Annotated in this window: 15 protein-coding genes and 1 pseudogene; 2 read left to right on the top strand and 14 right to left on the bottom strand. The window is 61.2% G+C overall.

Annotated elements, in window-relative coordinates; genetic code table 11:
* Positions 1-16: 16 nt before the first annotated feature.
* The gene (locus J3P79_RS01280) at positions 17-328 is read left to right on the top strand and encodes a DUF6916 family protein (protein ID WP_045154777.1); all 312 of its coding nucleotides are present in this window, start codon (positions 17-19) and stop codon (positions 326-328) included.
* A 125-nt stretch (positions 329-453) separates the two neighbouring features.
* Here the strand turns inward: J3P79_RS01280 and J3P79_RS01275 are convergent, their stop codons facing one another.
* The 7 genes from J3P79_RS01275 to J3P79_RS01245 all read right to left on the bottom strand — a co-directional run bounded on the left by J3P79_RS01275 (position 454) and on the right by J3P79_RS01245 (position 7,735).
* Positions 454-843 (bottom strand): hypothetical protein, encoded by a 390-nt coding sequence (locus J3P79_RS01275; RefSeq protein ID WP_039592587.1) that lies wholly within the window; start codon positions 841-843, stop codon positions 454-456.
* A complete protein-coding gene (locus tag J3P79_RS01270) occupies positions 840-2,249 on the bottom strand; it encodes a PAAR domain-containing protein (RefSeq protein WP_434607537.1) in 1,410 nt (469 codons plus the stop codon). Before J3P79_RS01270 ends, J3P79_RS01275 begins: the two co-directional genes overlap by 4 nt.
* Positions 2,246-2,758 (bottom strand): hypothetical protein, encoded by a 513-nt coding sequence (locus J3P79_RS01265; RefSeq protein WP_039594629.1) that lies wholly within the window; start codon positions 2,756-2,758, stop codon positions 2,246-2,248. The genes J3P79_RS01270 and J3P79_RS01265 overlap by 4 nt, the downstream gene beginning before the upstream one ends.
* A 285-nt stretch (positions 2,759-3,043) precedes the next feature.
* Entirely contained in the window at positions 3,044-3,535 is a 492-nt protein-coding gene (locus tag J3P79_RS01260) for a GNAT family N-acetyltransferase (protein WP_434607535.1), read from the bottom strand.
* A gap of 9 nt (positions 3,536-3,544) precedes the next feature.
* Complete coding sequence (locus J3P79_RS01255) at positions 3,545-5,641, bottom strand: biotin/lipoyl-binding protein (protein WP_434607534.1); 2,097 nt, start codon at positions 5,639-5,641, stop codon at positions 3,545-3,547.
* A gap of 1 nt (position 5,642) precedes the next feature.
* Entirely contained in the window at positions 5,643-6,962 is a 1,320-nt protein-coding gene (locus J3P79_RS01250) for an efflux RND transporter periplasmic adaptor subunit (RefSeq protein ID WP_434607532.1), read from the bottom strand.
* Entirely contained in the window at positions 6,959-7,735 is a 777-nt protein-coding gene (locus J3P79_RS01245; protein ID WP_434607530.1) for an efflux RND transporter periplasmic adaptor subunit, read from the bottom strand. The genes J3P79_RS01250 and J3P79_RS01245 overlap by 4 nt, the downstream gene beginning before the upstream one ends.
* Positions 7,736-8,197: 462 nt before the next feature.
* Here J3P79_RS01245 and J3P79_RS01240 point away from each other — a divergent pair.
* Positions 8,198-8,887 (top strand): annotated as a pseudogene (locus J3P79_RS01240) (NYN domain-containing protein).
* Positions 8,888-8,900: 13 nt separating this feature from the next.
* Here J3P79_RS01240 and J3P79_RS01235 read toward each other — a convergent pair.
* The 7 genes from J3P79_RS01235 to J3P79_RS01205 form a co-directional block, all read right to left on the bottom strand.
* A complete protein-coding gene (locus J3P79_RS01235; protein WP_434607528.1) occupies positions 8,901-11,336 on the bottom strand; it encodes an alpha/beta hydrolase in 2,436 nt (811 codons plus the stop codon).
* A 9-nt stretch (positions 11,337-11,345) separates the two neighbouring features.
* Positions 11,346-12,788, bottom strand: a complete 1,443-nt coding sequence (locus J3P79_RS01230; RefSeq protein WP_434607526.1) for a TIGR01777 family oxidoreductase — start codon at positions 12,786-12,788, stop codon at positions 11,346-11,348.
* On the bottom strand, positions 12,781-13,269 hold the full coding sequence (locus J3P79_RS01225) for a cell division protein (RefSeq protein ID WP_434607524.1): 489 nt from the start codon (positions 13,267-13,269) through the stop codon (positions 12,781-12,783). Before J3P79_RS01225 ends, J3P79_RS01230 begins: the two co-directional genes overlap by 8 nt.
* Before the next feature lie 167 nt (positions 13,270-13,436).
* Entirely contained in the window at positions 13,437-14,303 is an 867-nt protein-coding gene (locus J3P79_RS01220; RefSeq protein WP_434607522.1) for an ABC transporter permease, read from the bottom strand.
* A gap of 12 nt (positions 14,304-14,315) precedes the next feature.
* Positions 14,316-15,176 carry an ABC transporter ATP-binding protein gene (locus tag J3P79_RS01215; RefSeq protein WP_434607520.1) on the bottom strand — a complete coding sequence of 287 codons (861 nt, stop codon included), beginning with the start codon at positions 15,174-15,176 and terminating at the stop codon, positions 14,316-14,318.
* A gap of 5 nt (positions 15,177-15,181) precedes the next feature.
* Positions 15,182-16,207, bottom strand: coding sequence for an ABC transporter substrate-binding protein (locus tag J3P79_RS01210; RefSeq protein ID WP_434607518.1), 1,026 nt, complete (start codon positions 16,205-16,207; stop codon positions 15,182-15,184).
* Positions 16,208-16,244: 37 nt separating this feature from the next.
* A complete protein-coding gene (locus tag J3P79_RS01205; protein ID WP_434607516.1) occupies positions 16,245-17,147 on the bottom strand; it encodes a TauD/TfdA dioxygenase family protein in 903 nt (300 codons plus the stop codon).
* Positions 17,148-17,428: the final 281 nt, after the last annotated feature.

Genomic DNA, 17,428 nt, shown 5'->3' with positions numbered 1-17,428 from the left:
TTTGTGGAGTGTCGATATGCTTCAGCGCGTTCATAGCAGCCACTTTCAATCGCTGCTGGGCCAGACCCGAACCCTGACCCTGCCTGACGGCAGCAGCCTGCCGGTGCGATTCGAACACCTGGGAGAAACACCAAGGGCCAAGATGCCGAACGCCGAGCGGACTCCGTTCAATGTGGAGCTCAACAGCCTGCAAAGCACCGACTTCGTCGATGGTCTCTGCGCGATGGAGGTACCGGAGCTGGGTAGGCTCGAAGGGGTGTTCGTGTCGCGGGTACCGCCGATGGGGCGGGATCCGGCGCTGGGATATTTCTACATCGCGTTTAACTGATGGGATTCTGCTGAGTTTGTGGGAGTGTCTTTGCTCGCGATGGCACCCGTCCCACCCGCCCCCGTGGCGAGGGAGCTTGCTCCCGCTGGCCTGCGAAGCAGGCCTTCTGTACCTTGCTCATCGATTTATCTGAACTTGACCAGCAGAGCTGCAACTATCATTCCGGTGAAGGAAATGACCGTCATCGTCACCTTGATAATCAAAAGACGCTTCAAGGAGGGCGGGAAATTCTCGATATCAGCAGGGCTCACATCACCCATACGGATATATGCCCTTGGCCACACCACCATGCCTGCAATTGAAATGATCAATACGCAGCCTCCAAACCAGCCTCGACCTCGCCATGCGGGGCCCCAAAGATATATGTATCGGCTGTTTTTCAGGGCCTCCATCATTGCATCCAGATGCCGGTGACTTAGGTACAAGCTAAATACAAAACCAATAACCGTTAGCAAGGCTGGACCCACCATAATCCAGAATGCTAGCCAAGACTTCCAGAACTCAGCGGCAATCATGGCAAGGTCTTTTCATACAGTATTTCACCTCCTATTTCACCCCCTTTACCACCAATTGTTGTACCTACCCACGCACCAGTTCCTATTACTACTGCTACGCAGACAACACCTCCAATTCCCGTTGAAACGCCAAGCGCCAAACAAATTGGACCGCTTGCTAACTTGCCTATCTCTCCACCTGCCCAACCACCAGCCACCGACACGCCGAATTTACCCCCTTCAGTAAACCTGACCCGCTCACAAGTCTCCTCTGCCCCCCCATTGCACACAGTCTGAACCGCCAGCACCGAAGAAACCCCACCAATCCCAATCCCGACATACCCACCCATCTGCATATATTTCGCAGCACGACTGGTCGCCTCCACATGCGTGGCATACCCCGGTATCTGCCCAGGCGCGCCAGCCTTGTTCCAGTGATGAACCAGACTGCGATTCGAAATGCCAAGAGCGGTTTTCAACTTGGGATGGTCGCCCAGTATCGTATGGCCGCGCAGGCGGGTGGAGTTCAGCAAGTGCGCATCCAACTGGGCGAGCAGGAGTTTGCGTTCGGCAAAGAATTGCGCTGATTTGAGGTGGCCGTGCTGGCGATAGCTGTCCTGATGCAAGCGCTCCATGGCTTGCAGGGTGTCGCGCAGGCTGGTCAGGTGTTTTTCCATCACCACGGCGCTGACACCCAGCCAAGTCGAGGTCTGACCGGTGAAGCTGGCGATCTCGGCTGCGTGGCGGTGCATGAAATCGGCTTGTTCGACCGTCAGGTCTTCGAGTGCGGCATTGACTGTTTCCGCTGCCGCCATCACCTGAGCTTCTTCGCGGGTACATTGCAGATTGTTCGGGTCGCTCAGCACGATCATCGAACCGGCTTTTACAACATCGCGGTGAGGGTTCAACGCTCGGAATTTGCGCATCACCTGCGGGTCGGGCGCGGGGAATAACGTGGCTTCCAAGGCTTCACGGCTCACGCTTTTAGGGACGACGTAGAAGCCCGGTTCCTGAGGTTCCAGGCGGGTGGATGCTCCGAACGGCAGTTGGCTTGAGGGGGTGAAGCTCGAATGCCGCGGTGCAATCGACGCGTCCACGGCGTGTTGAGAAGCCGGTTGAGCGGCGCGACTGGCCTGCGGTGCGACGTCCGATTTTCGGTAGGTAGCCCAGTGCACCGAGGGAATCAACTGCGCTTTGCAAGGACAGGTACTGTGACTGTCCAACGTGCCAGCCAGATGCTTGCCGTGGCTGACCATGTGCGCGATACCGCCCCTGATCTGATAGGTTTTCCCGTCCCGGCCACAGGAAACGTGATCACCCTCACGGGCATGCAGCAGGCCAAACATATTGACCCCGCTATTGCCGTCCAGCACCTTCCCGCCACAGGTGGTCTTGTCGCCCAGGCCTATGAAATAACCCTCCTTCATCGCACGTTCTCCATCGCCACATCCGAGGACGGGGGCTGAACCTCCGCAAGCGTGAGGACGGGTAAGAAATCCTCCGCCATCGGCACACCTTCACGGGTGAAGAGCAAGAAGCCCTCTTGGGGCGTGTTGATGATTTCATCGCCATTGCTGAGGCGACTGCCAACCAGGGCAATGTGACTGTTGGCTTCCCCTGCGGTGGTTACGATTTGCGCCGTTCGTCCATCGGCATAAACCACGAGGTCGCCCTTGCGCGCCGCGCATACTTGTTGACCGCTATCGAGCGTGAATACCATCCGCAGAGTCCCTTGTTGGACCACACCCCCGTCGCGAGTCTGGCTACCCTCGGTGGCGACGCGGTAAATGGCAGTGGGCGGATGGGCTTTGACGTATGCCCGTTGTTCATCGATGAACGACGACGGTTGTTGCTCCTTGAAATAGCAGTCGTCCATGTGACTTAGATATTCAGCGGATACTTCGTTGGTATAGCCGAGTTGCAAGGATGCGTGCATTTTCAAGGCTCCTACTCAGGGGTAGTCGTTCGCTTGTCCTCTGCCAAGCCGAACGAATTTCAGAGCCATGGATAAAACGTTGCATTACGGGCAAGACGCAATCCCAAAGGGTATGGATTTGGGACGATTAGGAAACGTCCTAGGCAAAAAACCGATTCTTCCTACGCTTCGGAGCGCTCCATCGCGGGTTGGCTCGGAAAGCGGGGTTCAGCGGCGCGAGTATCATGGGTACACCGCCTTCGCGAGCAGGCTCCTACAGGGATTTATAGTGCCTGCAAGATTTGCTCAGTTTCCTTTCGGATACCACACCAACCGCTCCGCCGCGGGGTTGCGCTCTTGCACTTCAAAACCCAGCGCCAGATAGTGCTGGCGGGCGTGAGGATTACTGGCCCAGACCACGGTCGCTACCGGGCAGCGGATCTGTTGTGCGGCTTTCTGCACCCCTTGCAACACTGCCCGACCGTAGCCTTGCCCACGGGCCTGGGGGACGAAAGCCAGGTAGAGGACGCGGATTTCGTTAGGGCCAAAATCCGTGCTCAAGGCGCCGATGGCGGTGCCGAGTTTTTCCACGACGTAATGCATGGCGTTGGGAAAGTTTTCGCCCAACCCTTGCTCCTGCACCTGGAACTGCTGGGCAATCACCTGCTGCACCTGCTCGGGATCGCCGTCGATCCATTGCAAGTCCGGCCGCGCCGCCTGGTACAGGCCCTGCAAGAAAGGGCCATCGCTGACTCGCGAGGGACGCACCACCAATCCTTCTGCCGCCACTGAATCCATGCTTTTTCCTTAAAATCCGCTTTCTCTGACCCCCAGCGCCGCCAACCGACGCCAGGCCGCGCCCAACACCGACTCGCCCTTGCCCTGCAACACCGCCACGCCACGCAACGGCTGCGCCGGGGCGGACGTATCGTCCACCGCACTCAAGCGCACGCCGTATTGCGCCTGCACCGGCTCGGCGCGTTGCTGTGAATCGCGGCGCACTGCAATCGACCCGTGATGGTCGGACGTCAACGCTTGCTGTTCGACCCAGGCTACGCCGTTGGTGTCGATTTCATTCAACTGCACCGCAATCGAAGGGTGCATCGGATCGTCAGCGATGAAGCGTCCGGTGGCACCCGGCTCGACCCGCCAAAGCTCGGCTTCGGTGAGATAGCCGCGCAGCCGCGAGTCGGTCTGCACAACCCGCGCCAGTGCCTGCGTCGGTGACAACCAGCGCCCTGCCGACAGCTGCGGCAACAAATCGCGTACCTGGCCGGCATGGGGTGCACGCAACAACAGGCGTTCGCGCTGCGCGACCAGGCCTCGGTATTCGGCCACCGCTTCGGCCAGTTGCTGTTCGATGATGCCGGCATCGGCGGCGGTTTCACTGCGCCCGGCCTGACGGCGCATCTGCAACTGCTGGATCTGGATTTCCCGGCGCACGATGGCCAGGCGCGACGCCATGTCCGGAGACTCCAGCTCAATCAACACATCGCCCTCGGCCACGGCCTGGCCGTCACGCACATTCACCTGCTTGACCCGCGCCGCCACCGGCGCATGCAAGGCACTGGCACGCCCGGCCTCGAGCATGGCCGGCACTTCCACCGCACTGCGCCAGGGCAGCAGCAACGCCAATAGCAACGCCAGCACAACCAGGCCGCTCAAGAACATCCGCCCGCCGCGGGCTTGCTCACGGCGATTCCACCATTGCCGCCACTCATTCACGATGGGCATGAAAATGAACCACACCAGTTCCACCATCATCAGAAAAATGCCCAACACCTTGAAGAACAAGTGATAGACCGCCAGGGCAATCCCGAAAAACAACAATGCCCGCCACAGCCAGGCACCATACCCCCAGACCAGCAAACGACGACGCATCTTCGGCGACCAGGGCTCCGGCGCTGCTGCGCCATAGCCGAACAGGGCTTCGCGCAGGCGCCAGCGACACAGGGCGAACGCACGCCCCTGAAGGTTATCCACCGCCCAGAAATCACTGAGCAGGAAGTACCCGTCGAAACGCATGAAGGGGTTCAGGTTGATGATCAACGTGGTGATCCAGGTGGCGCTTGCCAACATGAACGCCGCGGTGCGGGCCGGTCCGTCGGGCAACAGCGACCAGGCCAATAGCGCGAAGGACGCCAACAGCAGCTCGGCCAGGACTCCACCGGCACCAATCAGCAACCTCGCACGGCGATCCTTGATCCGCCAGGCGTCGCTGACATCGGTATAGAACATCGGCAACAGCACCATGAACGCCACGCCCATGCTTTGCACCCGGCAGCCGGCACGCTTGGCCATGAAGGCATGGCCGAATTCGTGGCACAGCTTGGCGAAAAGCAAGGCCACCCCGAACGCCAGCGCACCGCCCAGGCTGAACAGGTGCGGAAACGTCGCAACGAATCGCTGCCAGTCCCGCGACACCAGGAAAATGCCGAGGCCCAGGGTCAGCGGCAAGCCATAACGCAGGATCCCGGGGCCAAACCGCGCCAACCAGGGCCATGCCCGATTGAGAAAGGCGTCCGGGCGCCACAGCGGAATGCGAAAAAACAGGTATTGATGCAACAGGATCTGCCATAGGCTCTGGCGCTGGGAAGCCGTTTTGTATTGATAGCTGTCGCGTTGTTGCGGGTCCATCGCGCTGATCAAGTCATGCCCACGCAAAAAGCCCAGCAGTTGCTCCAGCGACTCACCATTGAGCGGCAGGCCCGGCTCGCGGTTCGCAGCCGCCAGCACCTGTTGCGGATCGCCCAGGGACCAGTGCCGCAACATGCGCATCGCCGCCGCGCCCAGTTTGAAATAGCGTCCGCGCACCGGATCGGCGAGCGTCCATTGCGGTGAGCCATCCGGGTCGGGGGCCGCCGCGGACAATTGCAGATCCGGCCGCAGGCTCGGCAGGCTCATGCTACAAACCTACGCTCTGGCGCAGGCCGGCCAATGGCCGACGCAACAAGTACAGGGCCAGCGGCGCACGGTCGCCGAAGACCTTCGCCGTACCCCGCAGGCCGATGCGCGGCGCCGTGGCATCGAAACGCGCATCCAGTCGATAGGCCAATTGGCCGGCGGCGGTGGGCTGCGCTTCGTAGGCCGAGCGCTCAAGCCGGGCCAAGTGCCGCTGCAACGGATCGCTGTCGAGAAACAACGCCACTTGCGCACCGGGTTCCAGGGCAATCGCGTCGCCCACGGCCAATTCGATGCGCAATTCGGCCTGGTTCGGATCGGCGATTTCCATCAGTCGCTCACCGGTCTGCACGGGCTTGCCGAGCCAGCGCTCGGCATCGGCAAACACCGCGATGCCGTCGCGCTCGGCGCGCACTTCGCTGCGCTTGAGCAGTTCAAGTGCATAGTCGCGTTCGGCACGCTTCTGTTCCACGCGGGCGGCGAGCAGGTCAATCTTCGAACTTGACTCGGCGTCGGCAAACGAGCGCTGGGAATTGGCCTTGAGTTCCGCCTCGGCTACGCCCAAGGCCCGCTCGGCCACATCGGCCTGGGCCTTGAGGGTGGTGCTTTCGAAGCGCAGCAACAGGTCGCCGCTCTTGACGGCCTGGTTAGGCTTGACCTGGAATTCGGCAATCACGCCATCCAACGGCGCCGCCACCACCTGCCCGCCCAGCGGCACCACTTCGGCCGGGGCCAACACAGACTGGCGCACCGGAATCAGCAACCCCAACAGCAACACCGCCACCAGGGCGACCTGGCGCTTGCGCGTCCAGCGCAGGCGCCACGGCTTGCGCGGTTGCAGTGCCAGCCAGGCATGGCTGTAGGTATCGCCGAGCTGTGACAGCAGCACCTGCTCCGGCGGCGTCCAAGGCAGGTCGCGGGCAATCCACAAGCCGCCGAACACCTGACCTTGATGATCGATCAATGGCAGCCAGAACACTTGCCCGGCCGACAGGCTTCGCCAATCCGCCTGGACCGATGCGCTGACCTCATCAGGGGAAATGACCCGCGCGTTGTCCAGAGATCCCTTCTTGAACAACTGCGCCACCGCTTGCTCGACAAACGCCACGAACGGCGCGTTCGGCTCAACGGCGCTGACCCCGGTCACGGCCTGCACTTTACCGGCGATCAACAACGCGGCGTGGCGAAAGCCGAACAGGGCCTGACCATCGTTGACCAGGCTGTAGCTCAGTTGCTCTGGCGTTCGTGCGGCCCTCGTCTGGCGTTCGAGATCGAGGAAACGGGCAAACACCTGCTCGGCGCTTCCCGTCGCGGGTGCGTTCACTTCGACTCCGAGAAACGCGCCGTGCCGCTCATGCCGGACAGCAGGCCGTTGGCGTCAGGCAAGGCCGCCACCAGCAGCAGGGTCTGGCTGCCCTCATCGATGCGCGCGCCCAGGCGCTTGACCGTCGCTTGCAGCGGCTGGCCGGTTTCATCGGGAACGAAGGTAAAGGGCTGGCCGGGCTTGAGCTTGCCCATCCAACGCGAGGGGACCAATAAATGAATTTCCAGCGTGCGGTTGTCCACGACGTCCAGCAACGGCGCGCCGGCCGCGACGCTTTCATAACGCTGGACCTTGCGCGCCACCACCTGTCCGTCGAACGGCGCGATGACGCTGCAACGCTTGACCTGCACTTGATAGACCTGGGACTGCGCCTGGGCCTCGCTGAGCCGGGCCTCGGCCCGCGACACCTCGAAACGCCCAACGGACTTCAACGCTGCGAGCTGGCGATTGTGGGCCAGTTCTTCACTGGCGCCTCGACTCGCCGCCTGGGCCGCATTGAGCTGGGCCTGATAGGCCGAGCAATCGAAGCGCGCCAGGGTGTCGCCCTTCTTGAACGACTCGCCCTCGCTGAACGGCAACTCGACAATCCGCCCGGCCAACTCACTGGCCAACACCGCCTGGTCCCGCGCCCGAAGCACGCCACGCGCCTCGCTGCCCGACGCATTGGCCGAAATATCATTCCCCAGCAACGGATCATCGGAAGCCGGCGTCTGCGCCTGAACCCCGCACGTTATAAAGGCCAATCCCACAACCCAACTACTCAAACGCCGCATGACCGCTACTCCCTGACGGATGGGCGGAGTCTACGACAGCGGTGTGGGGCGTCAAGGGGATCACGGAGACGAAGGGAAATCTCTTGTTTCAAAATCGCGGAATAGGCATCAAGGATGCGCCTGATTATTTTCCGATATTAATTAGTAAAAATTCTTACAACAGATTAAGAGCCTCCACTCATTCACAACGGTGTTGTAGGATAGATTTTTTGGACGTGTACAGAGAAGTCTTATCTCGCAACAAAAATTGATAGCTGGAGCGAAGAATGAGTTTGACCTTCTACACTGCATGCGCTCGACACTGGCTCGCCGGTAATGGAGGCTCATCCAGACAGCGGTTGACGTCATGACACGCTCAACTTAGGATGACCTTACTCAACCCCGTACGCAGAGGTTAAATTCTCTGGCTGTTGGGGTGAAAAAACCGGCTTAGGCCGGTTTTTTCGTTTTTGGGGGTTGAGTTTGCGTACTGCATTTTTTATTGATGGCTACAACCTGTTCTACGGACTGCTCGCCGACACACCTTAAAAATGGCTGGATCTTCGCAGTCTGTTGACACACATCGCGCATATCGAAGACCCACGCAGCACAACTGCCTCAGTTGACTACTTCACCTCCTCGGTCAAACCTGCACTAGCGACCCGGGGTCGAGTATCAAAAGAAGCACAAGACACTTATATCAGGGCCCTGAAGACCACCCGTATCCGTGTCCATTACGGGCATCATCAACTTGAACCTGCCAAAGCACCTCGCTTCGTTGATAGAAAGACGAAAGCTTCCCGCGTGGACAAAATCGACATCTGGAAGCTGGAGGAGAAAGAAACAGATGTCCACATAGCAATCAGCATGTACCGAACCGCTGCCAAGCAAGCAAAGCTGAAAAATCATGAACGGGTGGAGCAACTGGTCCTTGTATCCAGCGACACCGATATGACTCCCGCTTTAAGAGCCGTGCGGGAAGATTTTCCAGAGATAACTGTTGGTGTCATTCTTCCCCATCGAGCCGAATTGAATCGCCCATCTCCAGGTTCTTTAAAGCAGCACGCCCACTGGATGCGCCGCGTTATCACTTGCGACGAGCTGCAATCTCACCAATTCCCCGACCGAGTACCCACCCACAAAGCCCCTGCCATCAAGCCGGATTATTGGTAGCAATACCTAACCTCTACTCCACCAACCTCAACACCCCATCGCAATACACCACCTCACACCCCAGCCACCCCACATTCACATGAGGCAACACCGCCGAAGGTTTGCGCAATTCGCGCAGCAACGTCGAGCCATGGGACAGGCGCCCACCCATGCGCGCAATCACCGCCCGGGCGCTTTGATAGTGGGCGTGGCGGCCAGGGTCCAGGGTGTCTTCCAGCAGGATGTCTTTGCCCAAAATGCCCTGGGCCTGCCCCGGATAGATCAGGAAACCGCTCGCCTGCTCGGTGCCTTCACGACCGTCCTGCCAGAAGCTGCCGTCGCGGCTGCGGATGTCCGAATGCGGGGCGAACCAATGCGCCTGATCAGCGGCGGGCATGGCGTGGTGCAGGCGGAAAAAGATCCGCATCAGGTTGTCGCGATACCACTCGCGCACCTGTAAGTAGTAACCGCGCAACCCCGGCAGGCCGGCGCCATGGGCTAGGCGAATCGCCAGGGGCCATTGTGGGAATGCCTGCAATGGCAGCGCGGTGGACGCCGGGCGGGGCGTGGCGGGATCGGTCTCCCACGGCAACCGATGAGGGCTGTGTTCCAGATTGTCATAGGCAGTCGGCGGTCGCCCCAACCAGTCGCCGCCGCTGCTGGCCAAGGCGCTGGCGATGCACAGGTTGCCCTGCACCACGAACACGTAGAAGCGGGTAAACCAGTCGGCCAGTTGCTGGCCGCCGGCACCTTGGCCGGTCAGTTCGTGCAGCTCTCGATCAAAACGTCGCAAGCCGTTTTCCAGCGCCGACAAATGCCCCCGGGCGATGCGTTGCATGCGCAGGAACAACGGCAGCGATCGTAGCAGGCGCAGTGGCCGCCAAGGCAAGTGCGGTGTTGCGCCACCGACCTCGCCGGCGTAGCTGCTGGCGCTGATACCCCAATCGGCCAATCGGGCGAGAAACAGGTCGTTGTTGATATACGAAGCGCCGCCAAACACTGCTGTGAAAGGCTCGTTATCTTGTAATACCCGCGGATCCCAACGCGCCATGATCGCTGGAATGCTTGCCGCCGCGCGGCGCTGGGCGTACTCCACCAACACGCTGGGTCGCGGTGGCAGGATCTCGGCGATGTTGGCGGCGGTCAGGTGGCGGCGCCAACCGTAATCGCTGATCGGTCGGTACTGCAGCAGCCACAGTTGGGTGCCGTCCCAGGCCCATTCGACATCGCCGGGCACGTAGTGAAAGACACGCAGCACGCCTTGCAGAAAACGCCACAGCGCTTCGGCGGTCAGGCCGTGGGCGGGCTTGAACGTGCCACTGTTCCATGCCTCGCCGAGCCGGGAAATAACCGCGCGCTCGGGGCTCACCTTGCCATCGGCCAATGACTCCAGATGCCCTTCCACCCATTCCAATTCGACGGACAGGTGACGCACGAATGCGATCCCGGACAGCCGTGGCGTGATGAAGCGCTGCACCACCACTTCCTCGACACCCGCCGCGCTCAACTCGGCAATGCGCGCCGGTACGTTGTGGGTCAGTTCGCGCAGAAATGTGGTGCTCAAGCCCGCATTCGCCGCGTCGGCCTGATCTTCACCGTAACTGGAGGAGCGCACCGCCCAGGTAGTCTCCGGCTGGCCGTGCAGGAAACCGGCCAGACGTGGATCATCACGATGGTTAAGCGACAGCGCCGGCGGTACCGGCTGCCCGGCCAGTGTCGCCAGACGCAAACGGCCGCCCTTGGTATGCGCGACAAAACCACGCTCGCCAGACTCCAGCCACGCGGCAAATTCTGCCGGAGCATCAATCCACGGGTAATGGCCCCAGCCAGGCTTCAGGCAGATGGTCAGGTCGGCGCGGGCCAGAATGGCCGACCAGGCCGCCGCTTGGGCGACGCCCAGCACTTTGTCCTGATCGCCCCAGACCAATTCAACCGGGTCGTTGATCCATTCCAACAACGGCAACGCCGTGTCGGCGCGCACCAGGTCCCAATGCGGCACAAAGGCCCGGCAGCGAGCATAGCCGGCGCCCATGCGCTGATACTGCGCGGGCGTCCAGGACTGGCTGGAGAACTTGCGGGCGAACAACGTCGGCTTGTTCGCCAGTAGCCAGTGAATGGTCTTGCGAATCGGCAGTGGCGACATCAATGCCGGCAGCCGCCGCTGCCACAAAAACGCGCCCACCGGCGCCAGCAATACGCTGCGGCAAAAGTGCCCTGGTTGGCGTTGCAAGGCATGCAGCACCAGTAAGGCGTTGACCCCGACGGCCATGATCGCACTGCCCCGGACCGTCGCCGCCAGCAACGCTTGGGCGTAGGCCGCAAGGTCTTCGCAAGGCGCCTGGGGGTTGTTGCCAAAGCCGGGCAATTCCAAGGGCAGCACATCGTAGTGTTGGAAGTGTAGCAAGGCGTCGTCCCACCAATCAGCGGCGCTACCGTTGCCGGCCAGCAGGTACATCCGGGGTTTGCTCATGGACGGTCCTCAGGCCAGGTCGCGCAGTGCAGCGTCGAGGGTCGGATAACGGAACGTATAGCCGGCCTCGACGAGACGATTGGGCACCACGCGCTGGCCGTCGAAAAACAGCTGGGCCATTTCCCCGGCCAGGGCACGCACCGGCGCGGCAGGAATGTGGAACCACACCGGTCGCTTGAGCACCTTTGCGACGCTTTCGGCGAACAGTCCCTGGCTGACCGTCTCTGGCGCCACCAGGTTGTAGGTGCCGCTCAGGCTTTCGTCTTCGAAGGCCCGGGCAATCACTTGGATGACATCGTCGCGGTGCACCCAACTCATGATTTGCCGACCATCGCCCATCCGCCCGCCGAACCCCAGGCGAAACGGAATCAGCAACGGCAGCAACGCACCGCCCGGGCCGAACACCACGCCCAGGCGCATCACCACCTGCCGCACGCCCAGTTCCGTGGCGGGCCGCGCGGAGGCCTCCCAACGCACACAGAGTTCAGCCATGAAACCCTCGCCCCGGCTGGCACTTTCATCGAGGCTTTCGCTGGCGTCACGCACACCGTAAAAACCCACGGCCGAGGCCTGTATCCACAACGCAGGCTTGTGCCGGGCGTTCTTCAACCAGGTCATCAATGCTTCGGTGGTATCGACCCGGCTGGCAATGAGTTGCGCCTGGCGCTTGGGGCTCCAACGCGGCCCGGCCACCGGAGCGCCCGCCAGGTTGATTACCACATCGAAGGTTTCGTCATGGCCCAGCCTGCCCAGCGAACGCAGGCATCGAGCGCGACCATCGAACAGATAAGCCGCTTTCAACGGATCGCGCGCCAGCACGCTGACCGTGTGCCCGGCGTCGAGGAGTTGATTGACCAGTGTTTCGCCGATGAATCCAGTGCCGCCGGTGACCAGCACACGCTTGTAGGCACCGCCGGCAAACGGATTGGCCGGCGTGCCTTGTCGCTGCATGCGCAATGCGGCCAAGCCGTCGCGAATCCCCGAGGCCGTGACGCCGATGGCGAATAAGGTCAGCAGCCAGCCGCGCCAGCCCAGATCGATCGCGCTGAGGCCGGCGGGCAAACTCGCCCACTGCGCCAGTTGCACGCCGTACAGCGCGAAGAAGGCCCCGCCGTTGACCGCCAGCACCGTGTGCATGATCCGCTCGATGGGCGGCAGTTTGCGGCTGCGGTCCTCGACCACGAAGTCCCAGAGCGTCAGGCAGATCTCCAGGGCGAACAGCAGCGCGACGACAATCGCCCAAGTCCCCTCGAAGGCCAGATGCGCAATGCCCAGGAACAAGATGCCGTAGAAGCACGAACGCAGGGAGTGAATCGACAGCTCCAGCCGCGCACTGTGGCGATAGGGCAAGGCGACGGTGAGTTCGTGGTGATACAGAGTGTCCAGCGCACCGAGGATTGCCTGGGCGATCAGCAGGGCGATGGCCCAGTCCAGCAATGAAAAATCAGCCATGGTTGGATTCACTCGACACGTTGTCGGTCAGGGAGGGGCCGCGGTCGTGGCGACAGAGCCAGAACAGGGGCGGCAGTAAAACCAGCAAGGCAACGCTGTCGAACCACAGGTGCGACCAGACCCGTGCCTGGGCGGAAATCCACATGTCCTGGGGCGCCCACAGCAGGATACCGACGATGAGCCAGCCCCAGGGCATGGCGCTTTTCAAACGATTGCCGATGTGGACGAGGGCGAGCATGTACAGCGCGTAGCTTTGCAACGTGGCGCCGAACAGCGCCAGCCACCAGACCTGTTGTGCGCGGGCCGTAGCGGGCACCGAATCGGCACCCCAGAAAGCCAGTTCGATGGTGTTCAAGTAGTCATCGAGCAAGCCGGAATAACCAGCCCAGGCCAGCGTGAGGCCGGCGAACAGATGCATCACGGCCGCCGCGTACAACCAGGCGACCAAGGCTTTGCGAAGGGGGCTGGGAGGGACTGGCATTCCGTGTCCTGAAGGCTTGCTGAGGGCCGCAAGTCTAAAGGAAAAGGTAAAGGCTTTACTTGGCGGATGGGTTGGCAGCGCTAATTAAATTCAACAACGAGACCTGCTTCGCAGGCCAGCGGGAGCAAGCTCCCTCGCCACGGGTTCCAAGGGATCTCAAGAACGGCTCAACGCTGCATCCCCCAACGCTTCACCGTCACCCGCTCCAGGCTGTCGAACACCAGGTTCTCCACCAGCAAGCCAATCAGGATCACCACCGCCAACCCGGCAAAGACCTTGTCGGTGTAAAGCTCGTTGCGGTTCTGGAAGATGTACCAGCCCAAGCCGCCCTTGCCACTGGTGGCGCCAAACACCAGTTCGGCGGCAATCAGCGTGCGCCAGGCGAAGGCCCAGCCGATCTTCAGCCCGGCGAGGATCGACGGCAGCGCTGCCGGGATCAGGATGAACAGCACAAAGCGCAGGCCCTTGAGCCCGTAGTTGCGCCCGGCCATGCGCAGCGTTTCCGACACACCGAGAAACCCCGCATACATGTTTAACGCCAGCGCCCACAGCACCGAATGCACCAGCACGAAAATCAGACTGTTCTGCCCCAGGCCGAACCACAGCAGCGCCAACGGCAACAGGGCGATAGCCGGCAACGGGTTGAACATCGACGTCAGGGTGCTGAGCAGGTCACGGCCCAACTGGGTCGAGACCGCCAGGGTGGTCAGGCCAAACGCCAGCAGGATTCCCAGCAAATAGCCCTTGAGCAGCACCACCAGGGAAATCCACACCTTGCCCAACAGCTCGCCACTGAGCAAACCGTCGTACAACGCATTTGCCGTCTGAAGGAAACTCGGCAGAAGCAGGTCATTATTCTGATAGCGGGCCACGCCTTCCCACAGCACCGCCAGCACAATCAGGATCAGGGTTTTACGCAGCCAACCCTGTTGCCAGAGGCGCTGGCCCAGAGGCAACTCCCGCTCCAGCGGCACGTGAGTCAGGGGTTGCAGGTCGACTTCGTATTCTTCGCGCACATGCGATAACTGGCTCATCAAATGCTCCCCTTAATACGCGATACGGATATCGGCAAAACCCAGCTCACGCCCCGCGTCCGGCACCTGGCCTTGTTCGAACAGCAAGGAATGAATACGCCGCGCCGTGTGCTGGAATCCCACGCCGCCTAGGCTGTGCAGATCGTATTGATGGCTATGGATTTCCGCCCGGACCCGTCCCGGGTGTGGCGACAACAGCAGGATGCGATTGCCCACCACCAGCGCTTCTTCGATGGAGTGGGTGACGAACAGCAAGGTGAAACGCACCTCCTCCCAGAGCAACAGCAATTCCTCCTGCATCTTGCGTCGGGTCAGGGCATCGAGGGCGGCGAAGGGCTCGTCCATTAAGAGAATTTTCGGCTGCATCGCCAACGCCCGGGCAATCGCAACGCGGGCTTTCATGCCGCCGGACAAGGTGTGGGGATAGGCATCGGCAAACGCCGCCAGGCCGACTTTGTCGAGATAGTGCCGTGCGCGCTCCTCGGCCTCGCGACGCTTCAGCGTGCCCGACGCCAGCAGCGCGAACATCACGTTCTGCTTGACGGTTTTCCACGGCGGCAGTTGGTCGAATTCCTGGAACACCACGATCCGGTCCGGCCCCGGCGCGTTGACGGTTTGGCCTTGCAAGCGAATCTCGCCTTCGCATGGCGCGATGAAACCGCCGATGGCCTTGAGCAGCGTGGACTTGCCGCAACCCGAAGGGCCGAGCAGCACAAAACGATCCGCTGGATCGACCTCGAAACTCACTTGATCGGTGGCCCGCACCACCCGCTGGGGGGTGCGATATTCGAGGCTGACGTTATCCACAGACAACAACGCAGTGTCGGTGCGGGTGGCGTTGCTGGCCGCGTGGCCTTGCAATGGCGCGTTCATGACAATCAGCTCCCCTGCAACGGTTTGGCGTCCTGGAAGAAATAGTCTTCCCAAGAGGCCGGCTTGTTCTTGATCGCGCCGACGCGGTAGAGGAACTCCGCCAGCGGGTAGGTGTTTTTCGGCGTGACGGTGAATTCGATCTGTGGGTTGTCGATGATTTTCAGCAAGGTTGCCCGGTCGATCTTGGCCTTGGTCACCCGCAGGTAGGTATCCGCCGCCGCGCGTTTATCCTTTTGGGCGAACTCCGCCGCTTCGGTCAGCGCCTCGACGAACGCCTTGTAGGTCTTTGGGTTTTCATCGCGGAATTTTTCGGTGGCGAACAGCACGGTGGGCGAGTTCGGCCCGAGCACATCGTAAGAATTCAGCACCACATGGACATTGGGGTTTTGCAGGGCCTGGTCCTGGAACGGCGGGTTGGAAAAATGCCCGGTCAACTCGGTGCCGCCGGCAATCAACGCAGCGGTGGCGTCCGGGTGCGGGACGGCCAGGGTGTATTTGTCGAGGCGATTGAAGTCCTTGTCGCCCCACTGCTTGGCGGCGGCGTATTGCAGGAAACGCGACTGCACGGAAACACCCACCGCCGGCACCGCGATACGGTCCTTCTCGGTAAAGTCGGCGATGGTCTTGACGTTCGGGTTGTTGCTCAACAGGTAATAGGGAAAGTTGCCCAGCGAGGCCACGGCCTTGACGTTCTGCTTGCCGCGGGTGCGATCCCAGACCGTCAACAACGGCCCGACGCCAGCCCCGGCAATGTCGATGGAGCCCGACAGCAACGCATCGTTGACCGCCGCACCGCCGGACAGTTGAGTCCAATCGACCTTGATGTCGATGCCCTCCTCCTTGCCGTGCTTCTCGATCAGTTGCTGGTCGCGCACCACGTTCAACAACAGGTAAACGATGCCGAACTGCTCGGCGATGCGAATCTCGCCCTCGGCGTGGGCGCTGGGGGGCGCGACCAGGCTGCCGGTCAGCAAACTGAACCCAAGGCCGAAGGCGGCGGCCAACGGTGCAAGAGCAATGCGTTTGGACATAGTGTTTCTCCGGGCTCTTTGCGCGAGGCGCAGCCGATCAGAAAGGGGCGTCGCCCTGGATGGTCGTGCGGTACAGCTTGCGGCGCAGATGGCTCGGGCAACCGGCAGCCAAGTGGATCAGCGAGCGGTTGTCCCAGAACACCAGGTCGTGGGGCTGCCATTGATGGCGGTAGATGTTCTCGGGCCGCACGCTGTGGGCATACAGCTCGGCCAGGATGGCGCGGCTTTCATCCTCAGGCAGGCCAACGATGCGGGTGGTGAAACCTTCGCTGACGAACAACGCCTTGCGCCCGGTTTCCGGGTGCGTGCGGACGATCGGGTGCACGACCTCAGCGACCTGGGCCAGTTGTTCAGGTGTGAGCGTCGGGCGCCAGTTGCCTTCGAATTTGGTCTCGCTGTAGCGCGCCGTGTAGGAGTGCGCCGCCGAACGGCCTTCGACCGCTTTACGCAATGCGTCGGGCAAGCCGTCCAAGGCCTTATGCATGTCGCCAAACAACGTGTCGCCGCCTTCGCTCGGCAGCTCTTGGGCGTGGAGCATCGAGCCTAGGCTGGGCAGCTCTTTATAGGAAAGGTCCGAATGCCAGAACTTGCCGGCATCGCCGAGGCCGATGGATTGGCCGTTTTCGATGATGTTGGACACGATGAGAATTTCCGGATGCCCGGCCAGCAGGAACTGCTTGAGCACATGGATCTGCAGCACGCCAAAACGACGACTGAAAGCGATGTGCTGTTCAGGGCTGATACGTTGGTCACGGAACACCACCACGTGATGGTCGAGGTGGGCACGGTGGATGCGGGAAAAATCCTGGTCGTTGATGGGCCGGGACAAGTCCAGGCCGACGATCTCGGCGCCGACCGCATCGCTGAATGGACGGACTTCAAAAGACTGCGACGCAACGTCCGCAGTCGTTGAATTTGGAGAAAAAGAGACGGCTGGCATACATCACTCCCACGCACGGCGCGCTTCAACAGGCGCGCATTCGATCAAAACTCACGGGGTCACCGTGTGGGTTTGTGTCGTGCGGCGCGCCGATTGGTCGGCAGGTACGCAGAGGGATGACTTTAAAGGTATAAGAACATTTATTTAAATACCGTTAGCGAATAACGATATGGCGTTTATTCAGACTGCAAAACTTAATGTGGCGAGGGAGCTTGCTCCCGCTGGGTCGCGCAGCGGCCCCAAAAATCGTGATGAGCGCTGCTGCGCACTCAAGCGGGAGC

The sequence above is a fragment of the Pseudomonas sp. R1-7 genome (assembly GCF_051132105.1).
Lineage (GTDB): Bacteria > Pseudomonadota > Gammaproteobacteria > Pseudomonadales > Pseudomonadaceae > Aquipseudomonas.
This window is presented reverse-complemented; position numbering and strand designations above follow the sequence as displayed.